This window comes from Streptomyces sp. NPDC052042 (assembly GCF_044548345.1).
GTDB lineage: Bacteria > Actinomycetota > Actinomycetes > Streptomycetales > Streptomycetaceae > Streptomyces.
This window is the reverse complement of the sequence record NZ_JBIUBU010000008.1, coordinates 281,929-300,730: the sequence shown is the minus strand read 5'-3', so window position 1 is coordinate 300,730 and position 18,802 is coordinate 281,929. Positions and strand designations below refer to the sequence as shown.

Annotated in this window: 13 protein-coding genes; 2 read left to right on the top strand and 11 right to left on the bottom strand. The window is 72.2% G+C overall.

Annotated elements, in window-relative coordinates:
* Positions 1–527: 527 nt before the first annotated feature.
* Positions 528–1,535, bottom strand: coding sequence for a stage II sporulation protein M (locus ACIHCL_RS16800; protein WP_399862282.1), 1,008 nt, complete (start codon positions 1,533–1,535; stop codon positions 528–530).
* A 121-nt stretch (positions 1,536–1,656) separates the two neighbouring features.
* Between ACIHCL_RS16800 and ACIHCL_RS16795 the strand changes: the two genes are divergently transcribed.
* Positions 1,657–2,679, top strand: a complete 1,023-nt coding sequence (locus tag ACIHCL_RS16795; protein WP_399862281.1) for an RDD family protein — start codon at positions 1,657–1,659, stop codon at positions 2,677–2,679.
* A gap of 134 nt (positions 2,680–2,813) precedes the next feature.
* Here the strand turns inward: ACIHCL_RS16795 and ACIHCL_RS16790 are convergent, their stop codons facing one another.
* The 8 genes from ACIHCL_RS16790 to ACIHCL_RS16755 all read right to left on the bottom strand — a co-directional run bounded on the left by ACIHCL_RS16790 (position 2,814) and on the right by ACIHCL_RS16755 (position 12,099).
* A complete protein-coding gene (locus ACIHCL_RS16790) occupies positions 2,814–3,425 on the bottom strand; it encodes a hypothetical protein (protein ID WP_399862280.1) in 612 nt (203 codons plus the stop codon).
* Positions 3,426–3,642: 217 nt separating this feature from the next.
* Positions 3,643–5,100 carry an adenosylhomocysteinase gene (ahcY, locus tag ACIHCL_RS16785; protein WP_399862278.1) on the bottom strand — a complete coding sequence of 486 codons (1,458 nt, stop codon included), beginning with the start codon at positions 5,098–5,100 and terminating at the stop codon, positions 3,643–3,645.
* Positions 5,101–5,529: 429 nt separating this feature from the next.
* Positions 5,530–6,525, bottom strand: a complete 996-nt coding sequence (locus ACIHCL_RS16780) for a cation diffusion facilitator family transporter (RefSeq protein ID WP_399862276.1) — start codon at positions 6,523–6,525, stop codon at positions 5,530–5,532.
* Positions 6,526–6,607: 82 nt separating this feature from the next.
* Positions 6,608–7,789: a mannose-6-phosphate isomerase, class I gene (gene manA / locus ACIHCL_RS16775; RefSeq protein WP_399862275.1), complete on the bottom strand. Its 1,182-nt coding sequence runs from the start codon at positions 7,787–7,789 to the stop codon at positions 6,608–6,610.
* 176 nt (positions 7,790–7,965) lie between these two features.
* Entirely contained in the window at positions 7,966–9,099 is a 1,134-nt protein-coding gene (locus tag ACIHCL_RS16770; protein WP_399862273.1) for an SIS domain-containing protein, read from the bottom strand.
* 133 nt (positions 9,100–9,232) lie between these two features.
* Entirely contained in the window at positions 9,233–9,415 is a 183-nt protein-coding gene (locus ACIHCL_RS16765) for a Trm112 family protein (RefSeq protein WP_399862271.1), read from the bottom strand.
* Between the two features lie 682 nt (positions 9,416–10,097).
* Positions 10,098–11,483 (bottom strand): phosphomannomutase/phosphoglucomutase, encoded by a 1,386-nt coding sequence (locus tag ACIHCL_RS16760; RefSeq protein WP_399862270.1) that lies wholly within the window; start codon positions 11,481–11,483, stop codon positions 10,098–10,100.
* Positions 11,484–11,721: 238 nt separating this feature from the next.
* Positions 11,722–12,099, bottom strand: coding sequence for a DUF3499 domain-containing protein (locus ACIHCL_RS16755; RefSeq protein WP_399862269.1), 378 nt, complete (start codon positions 12,097–12,099; stop codon positions 11,722–11,724).
* Between the two features lie 321 nt (positions 12,100–12,420).
* On the opposite strand from ACIHCL_RS16755, the gene ACIHCL_RS16750 reads away from it, so the two are divergent.
* Positions 12,421–12,864, top strand: a complete 444-nt coding sequence (locus ACIHCL_RS16750; protein WP_399862267.1) for a metallopeptidase family protein — start codon at positions 12,421–12,423, stop codon at positions 12,862–12,864.
* Between the two features lie 318 nt (positions 12,865–13,182).
* Here the strand turns inward: ACIHCL_RS16750 and ACIHCL_RS16745 are convergent, their stop codons facing one another.
* On the bottom strand, positions 13,183–14,742 hold the full coding sequence (locus tag ACIHCL_RS16745) for a DUF5719 family protein (protein WP_399862265.1): 1,560 nt from the start codon (positions 14,740–14,742) through the stop codon (positions 13,183–13,185).
* Positions 14,739–18,584 (bottom strand): glycosyltransferase, encoded by a 3,846-nt coding sequence (locus tag ACIHCL_RS16740; protein ID WP_399862263.1) that lies wholly within the window; start codon positions 18,582–18,584, stop codon positions 14,739–14,741. Before ACIHCL_RS16740 ends, ACIHCL_RS16745 begins: the two co-directional genes overlap by 4 nt.
* Between the last annotated feature and the right edge of the window lie 218 nt (positions 18,585–18,802).

Sequence of the window (18,802 nt, the reverse complement as noted above, 5' to 3'; positions counted from 1 at the left end):
GCGTTGACTTTTGGCACGCTGTTGAGTTCTCAAGGAACGGACGCTTCCTTCGTACTCACCCCGACCATCCGGTCCAGGCTTTCCTCCGGGCTTTTTCCCTTCGGTCTTGCGTTTCCGACTCTATCAGACTCTTTCGCGTCCGATTCCCGGTCGAAACGGGTTTCCCGACTTCCAGATCCACGCTTTCGCGTTTCCCTTTCTATCGAGCCCAACTGTACCAGATTCTTTTTCCGTTCCGTTTCCGGTCCGAATTCCAATTCCGGTGGCCGTTGGAAGGCCTTCGCCTTTCGGCTGATTCGACTTTATCAGAAACATTCGACCGTTCTGGACGGTCAAACGATCTGGATTGAGAGAATCAAAGATCCTGCAGAAATCGCTTCCCACAGAGATGCGGTTGTAGAGGCTAACCGCCTGGCCCGGACCTGTCCAGTCCCGGCAACCGTTAGAATCTACCTCCCCCAGCCGACCGTGTCAACGGTCTTCTGGGGAGATGAGCAGACTAGCAGGTCAGCGGCAGTACACGCACATCAGGCTGCGACCGGCAGCTCGGCGCTGCGCTCCGCGGCGTCGATGTCGCCCTGGTCCCCCGCTCGCGCCGCTCGACCGCCCAGGATGTGGACGTATGCGAGGAAGACCGCCTCGGCGGCGACTCCGATGGCGATGCGTGCCCAGGTCGGCAGGCCGGAGGGGGTGACGAAGCCTTCGATGACGCCCGAGACGAACAGGACCAGTGCGAGGCCGATGGCCATACCGATCGCCGCCCGACCCTGCTGTGCGAGGGCCGAGCGGCGGCTGTGCGGGCCCGGGTCGATGACTGTCCAGCCGAGCCGGAGGCCGGTGCCCGCCGCGACAAACACCGCGGTGAGTTCAAGCAGTCCGTGCGGGAGGATCAGGCCCAGGAAGACGTCCAGTCGGCCGGCCGAGGACATCAGCCCGATGCCGACCCCGAGGCTGAGCACGTTGACGAAGAGGATCCAGATCACCGGAATGCCCAGAAACGCGCCCAGGACCAGGCACATGGCGGCGGCCCTGGCGTTGTTCGTCCATACCTGCGCGGCGAACGACGCGGCGGGGTGGCTGGAGTAGTAGGTCTCGTACTCCCCGCCGGGGCTGGTCAGCCGGCGGAGTTCGTCCGGGGCCGCGATGGCCGACTGGACCTCGGGATGCGTACCGATCCACCAGCCGATGATCGCGGCCAGCAGCGTGGAGAGCACGGCCGTCGGTACCCACCAGTGCCGGGAGCGGTGGACGGCGGCCGGAAATCCGGCGGTCAGGAAGCGCGCGGCATCGCGCCAGGAAGCCCGGCGGGTGCCCGTCACCACGGACCGCGCACGGGCCACGAGCTGGGTGAGGCGCGCGATGAGCCCGGCGTCCGGGGCGCTGGACTGGACGAGCGAGAGATGGGTGGCCGTGCGCTGGTAGAGCTCGACGAGTTCGTCGGCCTCCTCACCGGTGAGCCGACGTCCACGGCGCAGGAGGTGGTCCAGACGGTCCCACTCCGTGCGGTGGGCGTTCACGAAGACATCGAGGTCCATGGTCGGCTGCTGCTCCAGGCAAGGGTGCGTACGAGGGCGTACCGCGGCGGCGCGTTGCGGGTCAGCTTGGCAGACTGAGGGACCGGGGCGGCAGGGAAGACCGGCGAGGGATGGGGCGGCGATGAGTGAGCTGGTGACCGGGGACGCGGTCGTACTGGGTCTGCAGCCGGCGAAACTGCCGAGTCGGGCACTGGCGTTGGCCATCGATCTCTTCGTGCTGGGCGCGGTGTTCGTCCTGGTGTCGATCGGACTGGCCGTGACGACGGTGACGCTGGACGAGGCGGCGCTCGCGGCGCTGTCGGTCGCCGTCTTCCTTCTGGTGCTGGTAGGCGGGCCGATCGCGGTGGAGACGCTCAGCCACGGTCGTTCACTGGGAAAGCTGGCCTGCGGGCTGCGGGTGGTCCGGGACGACGGAGGACCGATTCGTTTCCGGCACGCGCTGATGCGCGGGGCCATGGGGTTCGTCGAGATCCTGTTGACGTTCGGGGTCGTCGCCTGCGTCGCCTCGCTGGTGTCGGAACGAGGACGGCGCCTCGGAGACGTGTTCGCGGGGACGCTCGTCGTGCGGGAGCGGGTACCGGCGGGGCGCGCGGCGGCCGTGCCGCCTCCGCCGCCATGGCTGGTCGGGCGGTTCTCGGCGCTGGACCTGTCGGCGGTGCCGGACGGTCTGTGGCTGGCGATACGCCAGTACCTGACGCGGATGCACCAGCTCGACGCGCAGATCGGCCACGCAATGGCGGAACGACTGGCCGGGGAGCTGGCGACACGCACCGGGGTTCCGGCGCCCGAGGGGGTGCCCGCCGGGGCGTATCTCGCGGCGGTGGTGAACGAACGGCAGGCACGGGACACCCGGCGGATGGTGGCCACCACCGCACAGGGCGAGGCCGTGTTCGGGGCGACGCCGGGTGCGCCCGGTGGTTCGGTCTCGCTCATGAATCGAGCGGCCGGGTATCCGGGGCACGGGCGTGCGGGGCAGATGGGGAATACCGGGGACGCGGGGCTGTCGGACGGCAGGGCCGTGCCGCCGGTGTCGGCCGCCCCGACGTCGTATACGGGCGGTGCGGGGGCGGGTGTCGCCGTGCCCCCGGCGGTGGAGCAGGGCGGTGCGGGATCCGCCCCGACGGGGTTCGCGCCGCCCGCCTGACGCGGTGGGCCCCGAAGGGCTACGTGGGCTTTCGGCCGACGCGGCGAGCCATGGGGTCCCCCCTGCCCGAGCGGAGCCGAGAGCTTGGGGAAGTGCCGGGCGTCGCGACGGGGCAAACGTCGCCGGGAGCGGCACTAGCTCGCCGAGGGCGGCGCGTCCAGGTCCTCGAGTTCGACTCCGGGGGCCGCGAGGACCACGTCCCCGGCGATGTGAACGGTGTGCCGCTCGCCGGTGTCCAGGGCGCTGACCTGGTATTCGTCCACGGTCAGGGGGCCGTTGTCAGTGGCGTGCGCTTCACTCTTCACCAGGGCCCAGGACTGGTCGACGGTGCGGGGGGCGAGAACCGGGTCCGTGAAGGTGACCAGGCGGACGCGGGCCACGGGGGAATCGGGGGTGAGACGCAGCAGTCGTGACGTCGCGACGAGGAACGCGGGCGAAGTGCCGGTGAAGGCGTGGGCGCGCACATTGCCTTCGGTGGCACGAGCCCCGGTCGGGTCGGTACGGACCCAGGTGACGCCGTCCAGGGCGGCACCGCGGACCTGCCAGCCGGCGGCATGGAGTTCGAGACGGATGGGGCGACCCAGGTCGTCGAGGGTCAGATCGACGGAACCTCGGTGCTCGCCGGAAGGGGTGGTGGTCCGGGAGATGTAGCGCCAGCCGGAGGGACCGGGGGCGCAGTGGAAGTGTTCTTCGCCGAGGAGGGAGTGGTCGTGAAGATCGTGGAGCGAATACCGACCGCGGGGCATGGGGTCCTTCGGGGTTCCTCGGGCTGAGCGGCTGCGCCACGGGCGCAGGCCCCCGACACGGGGGTGCGGGGGCCTGCGCCCGTGGGCCGCTGCTTGGGCTGTTCCGTCCGTCGGCGGCCGATCGGCCGACCGTCACCGATCGGCGGTGCCGCGTCGGTGGTGTCGCGCGCGACCGGTGGCCGTGTCCGCGGTCGCCGACGGGTCGGATCAGTCCGGATCAGTAGCGGTAGTGGTCGGGCTTGTACGGGCCCTCGACCTTGACGCCGATGTAGGCGGCCTGCTCGGGACGGAGCGTCGTCAGCTTGACGCCGAGCGCGTCGAGGTGGAGGCGGGCGACCTTCTCGTCCAGGTGCTTGGGCAGCACATAGACGTCGGTCGGGTACTCCTCGGGCTTGGTGAACAGCTCGATCTGGGCCAGGGTCTGGTCGGCGAACGAGTTGGACATCACGAACGACGGGTGGCCGGTGGCGTTGCCCAGGTTGAGCAGGCGGCCCTCGGACAGCACGATGAGCACCTTGCCGTCGGGGAAGGTCCAGGTGTGGACCTGCGGCTTGACTTCGTCCTTGACGATGCCCGGGGTCTTCGCGAGGCCGGCCATGTCGATCTCGTTGTCGAAGTGGCCGATGTTCCCGACGATGGCCTGGTGCTTCATCCTGGCCATGTCGGAGGCCATGATGATGTCCTTGTTGCCCGTGGTGGTGACGAAGATGTCGGCCTTGTCGACGACCTCGTCGAGCGTCGTGACCTGGTAGCCGTCCATCGCCGCCTGGAGCGCGCAGATCGGGTCGACCTCGGTGACGATCACGCGGGCGCCCTGGCCGCGCAGCGACTCCGCGCAGCCCTTGCCGACGTCTCCGTAGCCGCAGACGACCGCGGTCTTGCCGCCGATGAGGACGTCCGTGGCGCGGTTGATGCCGTCGATCAGGGAGTGGCGGCAGCCGTACTTGTTGTCGAACTTGGACTTGGTGACGGCGTCGTTGACGTTGATCGCCGGGAAGAGGAGGGTGCCGTCGCGGTGCATCTCGTACAGCCGGTGCACACCGGTCGTGGTCTCTTCGGTGACGCCGCGGATCTCGGACGCCAGCTGGGTCCACTTCTGCGGGGACTCGCCCAGGGTGCGGGTCAGCAGGGAGAGGATGTGGGCGAACTCCTCGCTGTCGGCGGTCGACGGGTCCGGGACGGCACCGGCCTTCTCGAACTCGACGCCCTTGTGGACGAGGAGGGTGGCGTCACCACCGTCGTCGAGGATCATGTTGGGGCCGCCGGTGGGCGTGTTCGGCCAGGTCAGGGCCTGCTCCGTGCACCACCAGTACTCCTCGAGCGTCTCGCCCTTCCAGGCGAAGACCGGGACGCCCCGGGGGTTGTCCGGGGTGCCGTCCGGGCCGACGGCGATGGCCGCGGCGGCGTGGTCCTGGGTGGAGAAGATGTTGCAGGAGGCCCAGCGGACCTGGGCACCGAGGGCGACCAGGGTCTCGATCAGCACGGCCGTCTGCACGGTCATGTGCAGTGAGCCCGTGATGCGGGCGCCGGCCAGCGGCTGCGTGGCGGCGTACTCCTTGCGGATCGACATCAGGCCGGGCATCTCGTGCTCGGCGAGGGTGATCTCCTTGCGGCCGAACGCGGCCTGGGAGAGGTCGGCGACCTTGAAGTCCTGGTGGTCGGGGGCCGTCGTCATAACGGGCTGCTCCTCGTGATGGGTGTCGAGGCGGGCGGCTGGCTCTGCGGTGCGTGGGCACACGAATGCCCGGGCGTTCGCAGCACAGTCCGTCGGAGGCCCTCTCTCCCTCGGCCGGCCCATGTGGACCGATCGACCGCCATCAGCAGCGACGTCTGACACTGCCGTCGAATCTACACCGATCGCTCGGGGCTCTCCCAGCCCGCCCGGAACCGCGAGTGACCGGAAACGGACCAGATGGTGAATCGAGGCGGCGGGACGGAGCGGCCGAAGACCGTGACCCGGTGGGACACGCCGCTGAATGGGCGGTGTGGGCAGAGGACGGATGGCCCGACGGGGGAAGGGTCCAAAAGCGCATGCGGGCGGTGGGCGGGTCGGTGACCGAAGCCGAGCGGGTCTGTGACCGGCGTTCTTCGGAGCGCCCGGGGTTCAGCCGTGGGACGCACCGGTACCGGAGCCGGGGCTCGGTGCTCCGCCCGGGGCCTTGCCGGGGCTGGTGCCGGCCGCGGCGGCCGCCTCGCTGTAGATGTCCGGTTCCAGGTAGATGACACGGGCGATCGGGACGGCGTCGCGGATACGGGCCTCGGCGGCGTCGATGGCGCGGGCGACCTCGGCGGCGGTGTCGTCGTGCTGCACGGCGATCTTGGCGGCGACCAGCAGTTCCTCCGGGCCGAGGTGGAGCGTGCGCATGTGGATGACCCGGGTGACCGTGTCGCCGTCGACGACGGCCGCCTTGATCTTCTCGACCTGGTCGGTTCCCGCGGCCTCGCCGAGCAGCAGGGACTTCGTCTCGGCGGCGAGCACGATCGCGATGACGATCAGCAGGGCGCCGATGCAGAGGGTGCCGATGCCGTCCCACACCCCGTCGCCGGTCGCGACGGACAGCCCCACACCACCGAGGGCGAGCACCAGACCGATCAGCGCGCCGAAGTCCTCCAGGAGCACGACCGGGAGCTCGGGGGCCTTCGCCCGGCGGATGAACTCCTTCCACGACAGCGAGCCGCGGGTCTCGTTGGACTCCTTGATGGCCGTGCGGAAGGAAAAGCCCTCGGCGACGATCGCGAAGACGAGCACACCCACCGGCCAGTACCAGGACTCGATCGCGTGCGGGTTCGTGACCTTCTCATAGCCCTCGTACAGCGCGAACATGCCACCGACCGAGAACAGCACGATGGAGACGAGGAAGGCGTAGATGTAGCGCTCGCGGCCGTAGCCGAAGGGGTGCTGGGGGGTGGCTTCGCGCCGGGCCTTCTTGGCACCGAGCAGCAGCAGTCCCTGGTTTCCCGAGTCGGCGACCGAGTGGACGCTCTCCGCGAGCATCGACGACGAGCCACTGAAAAGGAACGCTACGAATTTGGCCACGGCGATCGCGAGATTGGCGCCGAGTGCCGCCACGATCGCCTTGGTTCCGCCTGACGCACTCATGGGTGCCTGGTGTCCCTTCTCCGGTCCTTCGGTGCTGCGGTACGGCGGGACATTGTCGCAGCCGCCTGATGCGGAGGATTCGTCAGACCCCCACGGTGGCACGGAACAGAGTTCCCGTACCGGATACTTCGGTCGCCTCCCCGGCGGGTACGAAGACCGAGGCGCCGGGGGTGAGACCGATCGCGCCCGCCTTCGGGGCGCCCGCGGTACACAGCAGGATCTGCGGGGCGTCCCGGGTCAGGCCGACGGGCTCGGCACCCGGCGACAGGTCGAAGCGCGAGAGCCGGAACTCGTCCGCGGGCGTCTCGTACAGTTCCTCGCCCGACGGGGACGCCTCGGGGCGCAGGACGCCCGGCTCGGTCGGCTCGAAGCGGACGACGCGCAGGAGTTCGGGCACGTCGACGTGCTTGGGCGTCAGCCCGCAGCGCAGCACGTTGTCGGAGTTCGCCATGATCTCGACGCCGAGGCCGTCGAGGTAGGCGTGCGGGACGCCGGCACCGAGGAACAGGGCCTCGCCGGGCTGGAGCTCCACGTAGTTCAGCAGCATCGCGGCGATCACGCCGGGGTCGCCGGGGAAGTGGTGTGCGATCCGGGCGTACGGGGCGAGGGCTCCGCCGAGGCGCTGGGCGGCAGCCGCGGCCTCGTTCACGGTCTCGGCCGTCTTCGCCGGCTCGGCGCCCAGGATCGCGGTGAGGACCTCGCGCAGGGCCGCTTCCTCGGGGTGGGCGCCGAGGAGGTCCACGTACGGCTTGAGCGAGTCGACGCCGAGGGCCGCCATCGTCGCGGCGGCCTCGGCGGGCCGACGGAAGCCGCACAGGCCGACGAAGGGGGTGAGCGCGCAGATCAGCTCGGGCTTGTGGTTGGGGTCCTTGTACGTGCGGTGGGGGGCGTCCATCGGGACGGCCCGGCGTTCCTCGTCCTCGTACCCCTGCCTGGCCTGGGCGAGGCCGGGGTGGACCTGGAGGGAGAGCGGGGCGCCCGCGGCGAGGAGTTTGAGGAGGAACGGCAGGCGGGGGCCGAACTTCTCGACGGTGGCCCGGCCCAGTTCACGCTCGGGGTCGGCGGCGATGACCTCGTTGAGGGACTGTTCGGGGCCGGGTTCGCCGGTCGCGCTCGTACGGACGAGGCGGGACGGGGCCCCGGGGTGGGCGCCCATCCACAGCTCGGCCTGGGGTTCGCCGGTGGGGGCGACGCCGAGCAGCTCCGGGATGGCGGTGGTGGAGCCCCAGGCGTACGGGCGGACGGTGTTGGAGAGCCGGTCCATGGTTCGTCCTCGTGCTCGTGGGATGCGTGATCCTCGTTGGGTACGCGGATCGGGGGTGTCTGGGGCGAGTGTGGTGTGCGGGACGGCTCGAATGGTGTCCTGGTGATGGCCGGGCAATGGCCGGATGCTGTCCGGGTGGTGGTCGGGGCGGCGGGCGGACGCCGCGGGCACGGCGGTCAGGCGCGGGAGGACGACGCCAGCGCCAGGTAGACGGCGGCGAAGTCGGTGACCGCGAGGAGTTCGGCGAGGGCTTCGAGCTCCGTGCCGTCGTCCGGTTCGAGTTCGCTGATCGCCGTGTCGTGGCCGAGGGCCAGTTCGCGGGCGGCGGGGGCGGCGCTGAGGCCGCCGGCGGGGCGGTCGCGGAGCAGGACGACCCGGGTGTGCAGGGGGTCCGGCTCCTCGACCCGGTCGCGGAAGAAGTCGTCGGGGTCGGCCCCGGCGGCGAAGGCCCCCGCCAGCAGTGCGCCGTGGGCGGGAAGGGCCTCGGGGAGCTCGGCCGCGAGGGCCGGGCGGCCGGACAGTTCGGCGAGGACCGCGGCGAACCGGCGGCCGACCGGGCCCGCCGTGTCGCCCTCGGTCCAGATGAGGGGAAGGCTGTCGGCGAGTTCGGCGGCGAGGGTCTTCGCCGGGTTGCTGTACGTGGCGATGGCCGGACCGCAGCGTTCCGCGGCGTGGTCGAGGCGGTCGGCGAGGCCCTGCAGGGCCTCGGGGGGAGCCGTGACCAGGCCGACCCGGTCGAGCAGAGCCAGCAGCGGGGTGAACAGGGCCCAGAGCGTGCCGGGTCCGGCCGCCGATGTCTCCGCGTCGTACTCGCCGTGAGGGGCGGTGGCCATCGGTACGAGGAGTCCTCGACCGTCGACCGCCTCGCGCAGCGGTGACCGCCCGGGGGCGACGGCGACGACGCTGCAGCCGCGCCGGTATGCCTGCTCGGCGAGGAGGGAGAGACCCGGCTCGGTTCCGTCGGCCGTGACGACGAGCAGCAGGTCCATGGAGCCGGCCCAGCCGGGCAGCGCCCAGCGCAGGGCGCCCGCGGCGGGCGCGACTCCGGTGGGACGGATGCAGGCGACCGGTGCGGAGGCGCCTGCCAGGGCGGTGATCAGGTCGGCGACGCCCACCGCGGCGGTGCCGGAGCCCGCGACGAGTACGGCACGGGGGCGGCCTTCCGGAGTCAGCCCGGCGATCCCGGCCTCGGCCGCGTGCCGGGCGGCGGTGCGGACCCGGGCCCCGGCTTCGGCGGCGCCGCGGAGCAGGCCGCGGCGGTCGGCCCGTGCCAGGGCGTCCGGGGCTTCGAGCAGCGACTCGTCGAGCATGGGGACGGTCCTCCGATCACCTGCTGATCATGATCATCTGCTGATCACCGTGCGGTTTCGGGCACGGATGCGCGGGCCCGGCTGCCCGGACTCGGGCCTGATGCCCGCTGCCGGGGGGCCGGGGTCGCGTCGGCTACTCCGGGCGGCGGGCCTCGTCGACGAGGAGGACGGGGATGCCGTCCCGTACCGGGTAGGCCAGGCCGCAGTTCTCGCCGGTGCACACCAGCTCGGGGCTGTCAGCCGCCGACCGGTCGTCGAGCGGAGCGTGGCAGGCCGGGCAGGCGAGGATCTCCAGGAGGCCGGCTTCGAGCGGCATGGGCGGGTCCCTTCAGGCATCTTCGGGCGTTCGGGCAAGCGGTTCGCCCGCACGCGGATCGGGCGACGTCAGCCTACCGCCGGGGTGCCCGGGACGCGGCCCGGACAAGACCCGCCCCGCCCCGGCCCCCAGCCCCTCCTTCCGGCCTCTCCGGCCCTTCCGGCTCTTCCGGACACCGGGGCCGTCGTGCTGCGGCTCCGCCCCGCGGTCCCGGACGAGCCGGTGCGCGACTCGGGCGCGTGGTGTGTGACGCGCGGTGTGACACATGGCATGTGACGCAGGGGGCGAAGGTGGGGACGTCCCCAACGCCGGGCGGGCCGGAGCACGGCTCGCACACCGAGCGGGCCGGAGGCGGCTTGCTCACGGGACAGGCTGGGAGTGTTCGGTCGCCGGGCAGACCGGAAACGGGTCGCTCGTCGCAGAGACCAGGGGCTGCCGAGACCAGGGGCAACAGGGAGCGGGGGCAACGGGGAGCGGGGGCTACCGGGAGCGGCCCGGCGCGGTCTGCGGTTCGGCCGCCGGAGAGACCGAGACCGGCCGGAGGCGGCCCGGATACCGGATTCGCGGCGACGAACCCCGACACCGGACAGACCGCCGACCCCGGGACAGCAGGCAGGCCGGGTGCGGCTCAGTTCCCAGGCAGGCCGGGGACGGCTCAGTCCCCGGACGGGTCGGGGGCGGCTCAGACGTCGGCCGGGGCGGGGGCTGCCCTGACGATGGCCAGCACCTCGTCCCGTACGGCGGCCATCGTCCGCTCGTCGCGCGCCTCGACGTTCAGGCGCAGCAGCGGTTCCGTATTGGAGGCCCGCAGGTTGAACCACCAGTCCGGGCTCGTGACCGTCAGGCCGTCCAGGTCGTCGGTGGTGACGCCGTCGCGGGGCGCGAAGGACGCGCGTACCGCGGCCGTGCGGCCCGGCTGGTCGGCGACCGTGGAGTTGATCTCGCCGGAGCCGGTGTAGCGGTCGTACTGGGCGACCAGTTCGGACAGGGGGCCGGGCCGGCTTCCGAGCGCGGCCAGCACGTGCAGCGCGGCGAGCATGCCCGTGTCGGCGTTCCAGAAGTCGCGGAAGTAGTAGTGCGCGGAGTGCTCGCCACCGAAGATCGCCCCGTGCGCGGCCATCTCCGCCTTGATGAAGGAGTGGCCCACGCGGGTGCGGACCGGGGTGCCGCCGTGCTCGCGGATGACCTCGGGGACCGAGAGCGAGGTGATCAGGTTGTGGATGACGGTGCCGCTGCCGCCGTTGCGGTCGAGCTCCCGGGCCGCGACCAGGGCGGTGATCGCTGACGGGGAGACGCCCCTGCCGCGTTCGTCGACGACGAAGCAGCGGTCCGCGTCGCCGTCGAAGGCGAGGCCCAGGTCGGCGCCCTCGGCCAGGACACGGGCCTGGAGGTCGACGAGGTTCTTCGGATCGAGGGGGTTGGCCTCGTGGTTGGGGAAGGTGCCGTCGAGCTCGAAGTACATCGGCACGAGGTCGACGGGGAGGTCCGCGAGGACGGTGGGAACGGTGTGCCCGCCCATGCCGTTGCCCGCGTCGACGACGACCTTCAGCGGGCGCATCGACCCGAGGTCGACCAGGGACAGCAGATGCGCGGCGTAGTCGGGGAGCGTTTCCCGCTCGGTGACGGTGCCGGGGCTCGCGACCGGCTGCGGGGCGCCGGTCTCGGACCACTTCTCGACCAGGGCACGGATCTCGGCGAGGCCGGTGTCCTGGCCCACGGGCGCGGCGCCAGCCCGGCAGAGCTTGATGCCGTTGTACTGGGCCGGGTTGTGCGAGGCGGTGAACATCGCGCCGGGGAGGCCGAGGCTGCCGGAGGCGAAGTAGAGCTGGTCGGTCGAGCAGAGGCCGATCAGGGTGACGTCCGCGCCGCGTGCCGTCGCACCGCGCGCGAAGGCTCCCGAGAGGCCCGGCGAGGAGGGCCGCATGTCGTGGCCGATGACTATGGCATCCGCGCCGGTCACCTCGACGAAGGCCGCTCCGAGCTGTTCGGCCAGCGATGCGTCCCACTGGTCGGGCACCACGCCGCGCACGTCGTACGCCTTCACGATCTGCGACAGGTCAGCAGCCACGGGCCGGTCCTCCTGAGTTCTCTGCGGTCCGCCCAAACTACCCGGCAATGATTCCAGCAGGTCACCGGGGATCCGGACGACTTCGGTATGGACGACTTCGGTATGGCGGAAAGAACCCGGGGCCGCAAAAACCGGGGCCGCAAAAACGGGTATCGGGGAGGAGCGGGGCCGGACCGGGAGGACGGACCACCTCTGAAGACCGTGGACCGGAGACCGGTCCGTGAGTCCGCGAACCGACTCAGGAGTCCGGGGAACGGAGCACCCGCAGATGACCGCGGCGCGCGACCTCCATCGGGTCGGCGGCCTGCGGGCCGCCGTTCCGGCCCTCGCCACCGCGCTCTTGCGGTCGCGCTGCTTCCCGGACGGCGTTGGCGAGCGCTTCGAGGTCGTCACCGCTGGGGCGCGTGGGAGCGGAGGGGTCGGAGAGCCGGACGACTTCCCAGCCACGGGGCGCGGTCAGCCGCTCACTGTGCTCGGCGCAGAGGTCGTAGCAGTGGGGCTCGGCGTAGGTGGCGAGCGGACCGAGGACCGCGGTCGAATCGGCATAGACGTACGTCAGTGTCGCGACGGCAGGGCGGCCGCACGCGGTGCGCGAACAGCGACGTACAGGGCTCACGATGTTGGACGGTACCGCACTCTTGAGCGGGCTGCGACGACTCTCCCCCAGGTCACCCCACCGTGTCGCCCTGTGACGTCCAGCACAACCGCCTTTCGGACCACCTCCTGACCTGCGGAGAAACAAAGAAACGCAGGTCACAGCGGCGGCGATTCCGGTCGTCACTCGACATAAAAGCTGTCATTCAGCAGGGGAACAACGGTCACGAGCTGGGCTTGAAACGGCCTGCTGTTTGGCCGGATTGTTCATGATTGGACAGGCCGACGCTCCGTCAGGGAGTGACGATCCGTCCGCCCCACCGGGGGTTACGCTGCGTCGGTGATGGACAGTCCCGTACCTCCCCACCCGTCCGAGCCCCGTCCACGCCGCCGTGACCGGCATGGCCGCGGCATGCGTGGGCCCTTGGCCCCACCGCAGGTGCCGCTGTCGGTGAGCAGGGCGGAAGGCTTCCGCGATCTTGTGCAGGACTCCGTGGAGCGGCTGGAGCGGCGCTGGCCGCAGCTGGCCGATGTCGACTTCATGGTGCTGGACGTGCCGTCGGCCGACGCGTCTCAAGTGCGGGGGGAGACCGTGCCGCTGGGGCGCGCCACGTCCGCGGAGAAGAACCGGCCCGCCCAGATCGTCGTCTACCGCCGGCCCGTCGAGATCCGCGCCAAGAGCCGCGACGAGCGCGCGCTGCTGGTGCATGAGGTCGTCGTGGAGCAGGTCGCGGAGTTGCTCGGGCTCTCGCCGGAGTCGGTGGATCCGCGGTACGGGCAGGAATAGCGGTACGGGCAGGAACAGCGGGCGGCGGAAGAACCGCAGAGAGCACAGAGAGCGCAGAGAAGAGAGAGTGGGAAGGGCGGGAACAGGCGGTCCGGACGGGGCCGCTGAGAGGCAACGCGCGGCACGCGGGCGGCACGAGGTCTCGGGACGCGGCACGGCGCCGCCCAGCCGACGGGCGGTACGCGCGCGGCGGCACGGGCGGCCTGAAGGCGACGGGCCGCGGGCGGGCGATCCCTGTCGGGACTCCTCGCCCGGCGGCCCTGTCGGGACATCTCGCCCGGCGACCCCGTCGGGCCTCGCCCGCGGCCCCGTCGCGGCTCAGTCGTCCAGGACCGACAGGTCCTGCACGGCCTCGGGAACCGCCACCGTTCCGCCGTCGTCCGGCAGGGTCTGCACGGTGAACATCTGGACGCCGTCCTTCGGGAGGCTGAGCGTGCGCGCGGCGTGGACCGGACCGCCCGACTCCGTACGGACCGTCAGCGCGTAACCGCCCTTGAGCCCCGACGGCACGGGCGGGGTGACCGCGATGGTCGTACCGCTCTTGACCGTGTACGTCTTGACCACCTGTTCGCCGCCGTCGCTGCCCGCGGAGGCGATGACCTTCACGGTGGCGGTGGCGCCGGGAGCGGTGAGCGAGAGGGTCGACCCCTTGGCCCGGTTGTCCGCCCCAGTGGCCTGCGCGCCCACCGGACCGGTCGCCGGGATGTAGCCGGCCTCCCGGCCGTCGCCCTTGCCCCGGACCACCCGCAGCGCGGCCACCACGGGGGTGCCCTTGCCGCCCTTCACTGGGGTCAGCAGCAGTGAGCCGGGTTCGCCCTTGGTGATGTCCTTCAGGTCCACGCCCGCCGTCATCCGTGACTTGACGCGCAGGTTCTCGTTCCCGGACGGTGAGATCGGGCCGTTCGTGCCGAGCAGTTGGACCTTCAGATCGGCGTCGGCGTCGCCGGGCGCGAAGGCGACCAGGCGGACGGATGTGGCGTCCGCCGGGATGCCGGGGAGCACCAGGGTGCCGGTCGGGGAGACGGAGGCGGCCAGCCAGTCGCTGCCGGTCGTGTCGTCGGCGGTCCTGATGGCGGCGCCGACGCGTCCGGTGCGGGTGGTGACGTGGGCGGTCACGTCCTCGACCGCCTCGCTGGTCAGCGTGGAGATCAGGACGCGGACGCCCGACCGCGCGGGCACCGTGATGCCCTCGCCGACGTCCGACTTGAGGCTGCCGTCCGGGCCGTACAGCTCGATGTCGGCGACGGCCGCGGTGTCATCGGGGTTGGTGAGGTGGACGTAGTCCTCGCGGGACTTCGCGGTGCTCGCGGCGGGGAACCAGAAGTCGGTGCCGGGGGCGGAGCAGCTGACGCCGAGCAGGCCGCGGGAACCCGCCTCGACCAGGGTGGTCTGCTGGGCCGCCCAGCCGGGGGCCAGCCGTCCGGTGGCGGTGCCGACCAGTGCGGGGGCATCGGCCCCCGAGACCTCGGCGATGGCCGGCCGGCCGGGCTCCTTCAGGGAGAGGACGGGCTTCGCGGGGTCGGCCTTCTTGTCCCCCTTCTCACCCTTCTTGTCTTCCTCGTCCTTCTTCTTGTCCTTGTCCCCCGCGTCCTTCCCGGTTCCGCCCGCTGTGCCGTTGGACTGTGTCAGTTCGGCCGTACCGGCCTCGCCTCCGCCGCCCGCGCCGTCCGCGGCCGGGGTGACGGTCGTGTACGTCGTCTCCGCGAGGTCCGAGCGGCCGGGCGCCGGGCAGAGCAGGGTGGAACGCTCGACCGGCAGCCGGGTGGCCGCCTTCGGTTCCGCCGCGTTCGTCTCGCCGGGTGCGGTGAGCGCGGCGAATCCGGTGACGGCTGCGAGGGCTACGGTGCCCGCGATGAGGGACAGACTGCTGGACTTCACTCGGACTCGCCTCGCGATGCGTTACCGGTCGGCCACGGATTCTGGCCCGCGGCGGGGTTCTCGTCGGGATTCTGCGGCTCGTACCCGCCCTGCTCGCCGTAGCCGGCCGAACTGTACGGGGCCGCCTGCGGGTCGTACTGAGGGACCTGCGGGTCGTACTGCTGGTGCTGCTGGTGCTGCTGGTGCTGCTGGGGGTAGCCGTACGGGTCGTAGGCGTTCGGGTCGTAGGAGCCGTGCTGCGCGTACGGATCCACGGTGTGCTGGTGCTCCTGCGGTGTGCCGTATCCGGCGTCCTGGTAAGGGGCGTTCGGATACGGCTGGTGGCCCGCGTCCTGGTACTGGTTCGGGTCCCATTCGCCGTACTGCTGCTGCGGTGCCGCGTACGGGTCGCCGTCGGCGCCGGGCGCGTAGCCGTCCTGGCCCGTGTCGGTCCCCGGGGCGTAGGTCTCCTGACCGTCCGTCCGCCCGGGCTCGGGCCCCGTCCGGGGGTCGTCGGTCCGCTGGGCCGGGACGTACTCCCCCGCCGTGCCCTCGGTCTCCCCGCCGTTCCCGGCCGACGCCGCCTCGGCCTCTGCCAGGGCCGCGGCGCGGAGCCTGCGGGCCCGGCGCCCCTCGCCCTCGACCGGTTCGGCGGCGACGGCCATGCCCTCCTCGGGCAGGTCGTCGTCGATCTCCCGGCGGCGGCCCGGCAGCGCCAGGACCACCAGCACCACAGCCAGGGCGCACTGGGTCCAGAGCCAGGCGGTGTGGGTGAACGGCGTGTCGTACGTCAGGTCCAGCGTGCCGCCCTCGGCGGGCAGTTCGAAGCCCTGGGCCCAACCGTCGACGGTCTTCGGGGTCAGGGCACGTCCGTCGAGCGTGGCGCGCCAGTTCGGGTCGGCGGCGTCGGCGATCCGCAGCATCCGGCCGGAACCGCCCGCCGGGATCTTGGTGTGCGCGTCGACGGGGAGGGATCCCACCGGAAGCTGCTCGCCACCGGCCTCGGACGGGACGATCATGATGCGCGCGACCTGCCGGTCGACCCGCCACAGCGCGCTGCCGTCCAGCTGGCTCAGTCGGCTGAGGCCCGGGGTCGCGTCGAGGACGCGGCTCATCTCCTTCGGGGCACCGTCGCGGACCAGGACGTAGCGGATCGCGAATCCGCTGAGCTGGCTGCCCTGGTCGGCGCCCGAGCCCGCGACGAGATTGGCGACCACCTTGTCGAGATGGCTGTTGGTCCCGCCGGCCTCGGTCAGTTCGGCGTCGCCCAGCCGCGCGCCGGAGCCGCGCACCAGGGTGTAAGAGACGGCGGCGGGCGAGGTGCCGCCGAGGACGAGGGTGCGCGGCTGGTCGCGGGTTACGCTCTCCTCCGCGACGAACGCGGGCACCTGCACCGGGTCGCGGCGCTCCAGCGGTCCCGCGGCGCCGCCGATCATCCAGCCGATGGCCGCCAGTGCCGGGCCGAGGCCCGCGGCGAGCGCGATCAGCACGGCGACGGGCTGGCGCCAACCGAAGCTGAGTTCGGCGACGCGCACCCGTGCGCCGTCCGCGCCGACCAGAGCGGCGGTGAGCAGCGCGATGCCGTAGACCAGGGTGGCCGGGCCCGCCCAGCCGGAGCCGTTGGCGAACACGGCGAAGAGCAGTGCCACCAGCGCCGTCGCCCACGCGGTACGCACCGCGAACTGCCGTTCCGCGCGCAGCAGGGCCGCCAGGGCCGCGCACACGATGCCGAGCATCAGCACGCCGCCCGCCGCCTTGGGGCCGCCGGGGCTGATGCCGAGCAGGTCGAGCGCGGAGGCCGTGCCCGTGCCGAGGTCCAGACCTGCCTCCTTCAGGAAGCCGGACGGGCTGGTGAGGAGCGAGAGCGACCACGGCGCGAGGGCCAGCATCGGCGTGCCGACCGCGGCGAGGAAGCGGAGGGCGTACGCGGTGATGTCGTGGCGGCGCAGGGCGAGCACGCCGATTCCGAGGACCACCGCCATCGGCCACACGATGGGGGTGAACGCCATCGCGACGGTGAGCAGCAGGGCGTAGGCCCAGGTGGCACGCCAGCTTCCGCGCGCGTCGCCGGTGGCGCGCATGCCGTGCGCGGAAACGGCGGCGCGGGCGATCAGCGGGAGCAGGACGGCGAGTACGGCGGTGCCGAGGCGGCCGGTCGCGAGGGCGCCGGTCGCGGCGGGCAGGAAGGCGTACGCGACGCTCGCCCAGGCCCGCAGCAGCCGGGACGGGAGCAGCGGGCGCGAGACGAAGTACGCGGTGAGCCCGGCGAGCGGTACCGAGCAGACCAGCAGCAGGGTCAGCGCGAAGCCGGTGGAGCCGAGGAACACCGCGGACAGGGCCGAGAGCACGGCGAGGTAGGGCGGCGCGGTCTGGGTGCCGCCGGTGCCGATCGGGTGCCAGCCGTCCGCGTATCTGCCCCACAGGTCGGAGAGGTCGGAGGGGGCGGGCAGCAGGGCGCCGCCCGCGAGCGTGCCGCCGCCGAGCAGTCCGCGGCAGGCGACGAGCGAGACCAGGAGCAGGACGGCGAAGAGCACCGGGCCGGGCTTGCGCCCGATCCGCTTCAATCGTGCGAACTGCTCGATCTCCAGGAAATCGGCGTCGTCGCCGCCGGGGCCGGACTCCACCGCACCGTGCCGGGAACCGCCCGAGTCGGCGTCGGACCGGTTGCCGAATCTCCCGGCCACCTGGTCGATGGTGACCCGGATGGTGGCGCCGGGCGGCGGGAAGAGGCCGCGCAGTTCGGCCTGGTCGACGACGCCTCTGCCGCGGGAGCGCCGGGCGGCGATGATCCGTCCGGGGCGGAGCAGGGTGCCGAACAGCCCGATGATCTCGTCGACCGCCGGGCCGGGCGCCTTGCCGACGAGGTAGGCGAGGGCGCGGAGCAGGGAGCCGACGACGAGCCGGAGCAGCACCCAGGGCAGCGCCGCGGCGCGGGCGTTGGCCAGCATCGTGTAGACGGCGCCGGCCTTGTCGACGCGGTGCGGGGACGCGACGGAGCGCCCCGCGCCGCAGTCGATGGGGCGGCGTTCGCGGGCGGACGCCTCGGCGTGGCGGAGGACGGCGTCGGGGGCGACCAGCACCCGGTGTCCGGCGGCGTGCGCGCGCCAGCACAGGTCGACGTCGTCGCGCATCAGCGGGAGCGCGTGGTCGAACCCGCCCAGCTCCTCCCAGACGTCACGGCGGATCAGCATCCCCGCGGTGGAGACGGCGAGCACGGTGCGGACCTGGTCATGCTGGCCCTGGTCCTGTTCCCGCCGGTCGAGGCCGGTCCAGCGGCGGCCGCTGTTGGCGATGGAGACGCCGACTTCGAGGAGCTGCTTGCGGTCGTACCAGCCGCGGAGCTTGGGGCCGACGATCGCGGCGTGCGGGTCACCGTCGACGACCCGCAGCAGTTCGGTGAGCGCATCGGGCGCGGGGGCGCAGTCGTCGTGGAGCAGCCAGAGCCACTGCACCGGCTCGCCGTGCGGGAGTTCGGGGAGGTCGTAAGTGTCGTCGCGCCAGGTCTTGGTGACGGGGTCCCAGTTGTCGGGACGCTTCAGGTACGGCAGGTCGTCGGCGGTGAGGGCACCGGCCGTGCGGACCGCCTCGTCGACGGCGGCGCCGAAGCTCGTGCGCCGCGCGAGGTGCAGGACGCGGTCGGCGCCGAGCGCCTCGGTGGCCAGCCGCGCGGAGTCGTCGGCGCTGCCGGTGTCCGCGGCGATGGCGTTCTGTACGGGGCGTTCCTGCTTGAGCAGTCCGGCGAGCGCGTCGGGCAGCCAGCGCGCGCCGTCATGGGAGACGAGCACGGCGGTGACGACATGCCGGGGGAACTCGGGGGCGACGGCAGCCGCGTACGGCGCCGCCTTTTGACTGTGCACGGACATCGAGGTACGGGCCCTCCGGCCGGGTCCGGGGGCGTTCCCCCAGGGGCTGCATCGGTGTACGCGCGCGCTCCGTCGGGGCGTTGGCGCGTCTCGGACGGGCCCCCACACTAACGCTACGGCTCACCCGCTGGCGCCGAGCGCTCGAACGGTGGCCGCCGAAGGACGACCGCGCACGCGTCGGAGCGCGCGGCGGGGTGACCGCGGACGGCGTCGGACCG

Excerpts from the sequence above, each read along its gene's own strand:
- ACIHCL_RS16765 (WP_399862271.1), bottom strand. The coding sequence starts at position 9,415 with ATGCCGCTCGAAGCCGGCCTCCTGGAGATCCTCGCCTGCCCGGCCTGC.
- ACIHCL_RS16740 (WP_399862263.1), bottom strand. The coding sequence starts at position 18,584 with ATGTCCGTGCACAGTCAAAAGGCGGCGCCGTACGCGGCTGCCGTCGCC.
- ACIHCL_RS16780 (WP_399862276.1), bottom strand. The coding sequence starts at position 6,525 with ATGAGTGCGTCAGGCGGAACCAAGGCGATCGTGGCGGCACTCGGCGCC.
- manA (WP_399862275.1), bottom strand. The coding sequence starts at position 7,789 with ATGGACCGGCTCTCCAACACCGTCCGCCCGTACGCCTGGGGCTCCACC.
- ACIHCL_RS16790 (WP_399862280.1), bottom strand. The coding sequence starts at position 3,425 with ATGCCCCGCGGTCGGTATTCGCTCCACGATCTTCACGACCACTCCCTC.
- ACIHCL_RS16800 (WP_399862282.1), bottom strand. The coding sequence starts at position 1,535 with ATGGACCTCGATGTCTTCGTGAACGCCCACCGCACGGAGTGGGACCGT.
- ACIHCL_RS16795 (WP_399862281.1), top strand. The coding sequence starts at position 1,657 with ATGAGTGAGCTGGTGACCGGGGACGCGGTCGTACTGGGTCTGCAGCCG.
- ACIHCL_RS16770 (WP_399862273.1), bottom strand. The coding sequence starts at position 9,099 with ATGCTCGACGAGTCGCTGCTCGAAGCCCCGGACGCCCTGGCACGGGCC.
- ahcY (WP_399862278.1), bottom strand. The coding sequence starts at position 5,100 with ATGACGACGGCCCCCGACCACCAGGACTTCAAGGTCGCCGACCTCTCC.
- ACIHCL_RS16750 (WP_399862267.1), top strand. The coding sequence starts at position 12,421 with ATGGACAGTCCCGTACCTCCCCACCCGTCCGAGCCCCGTCCACGCCGC.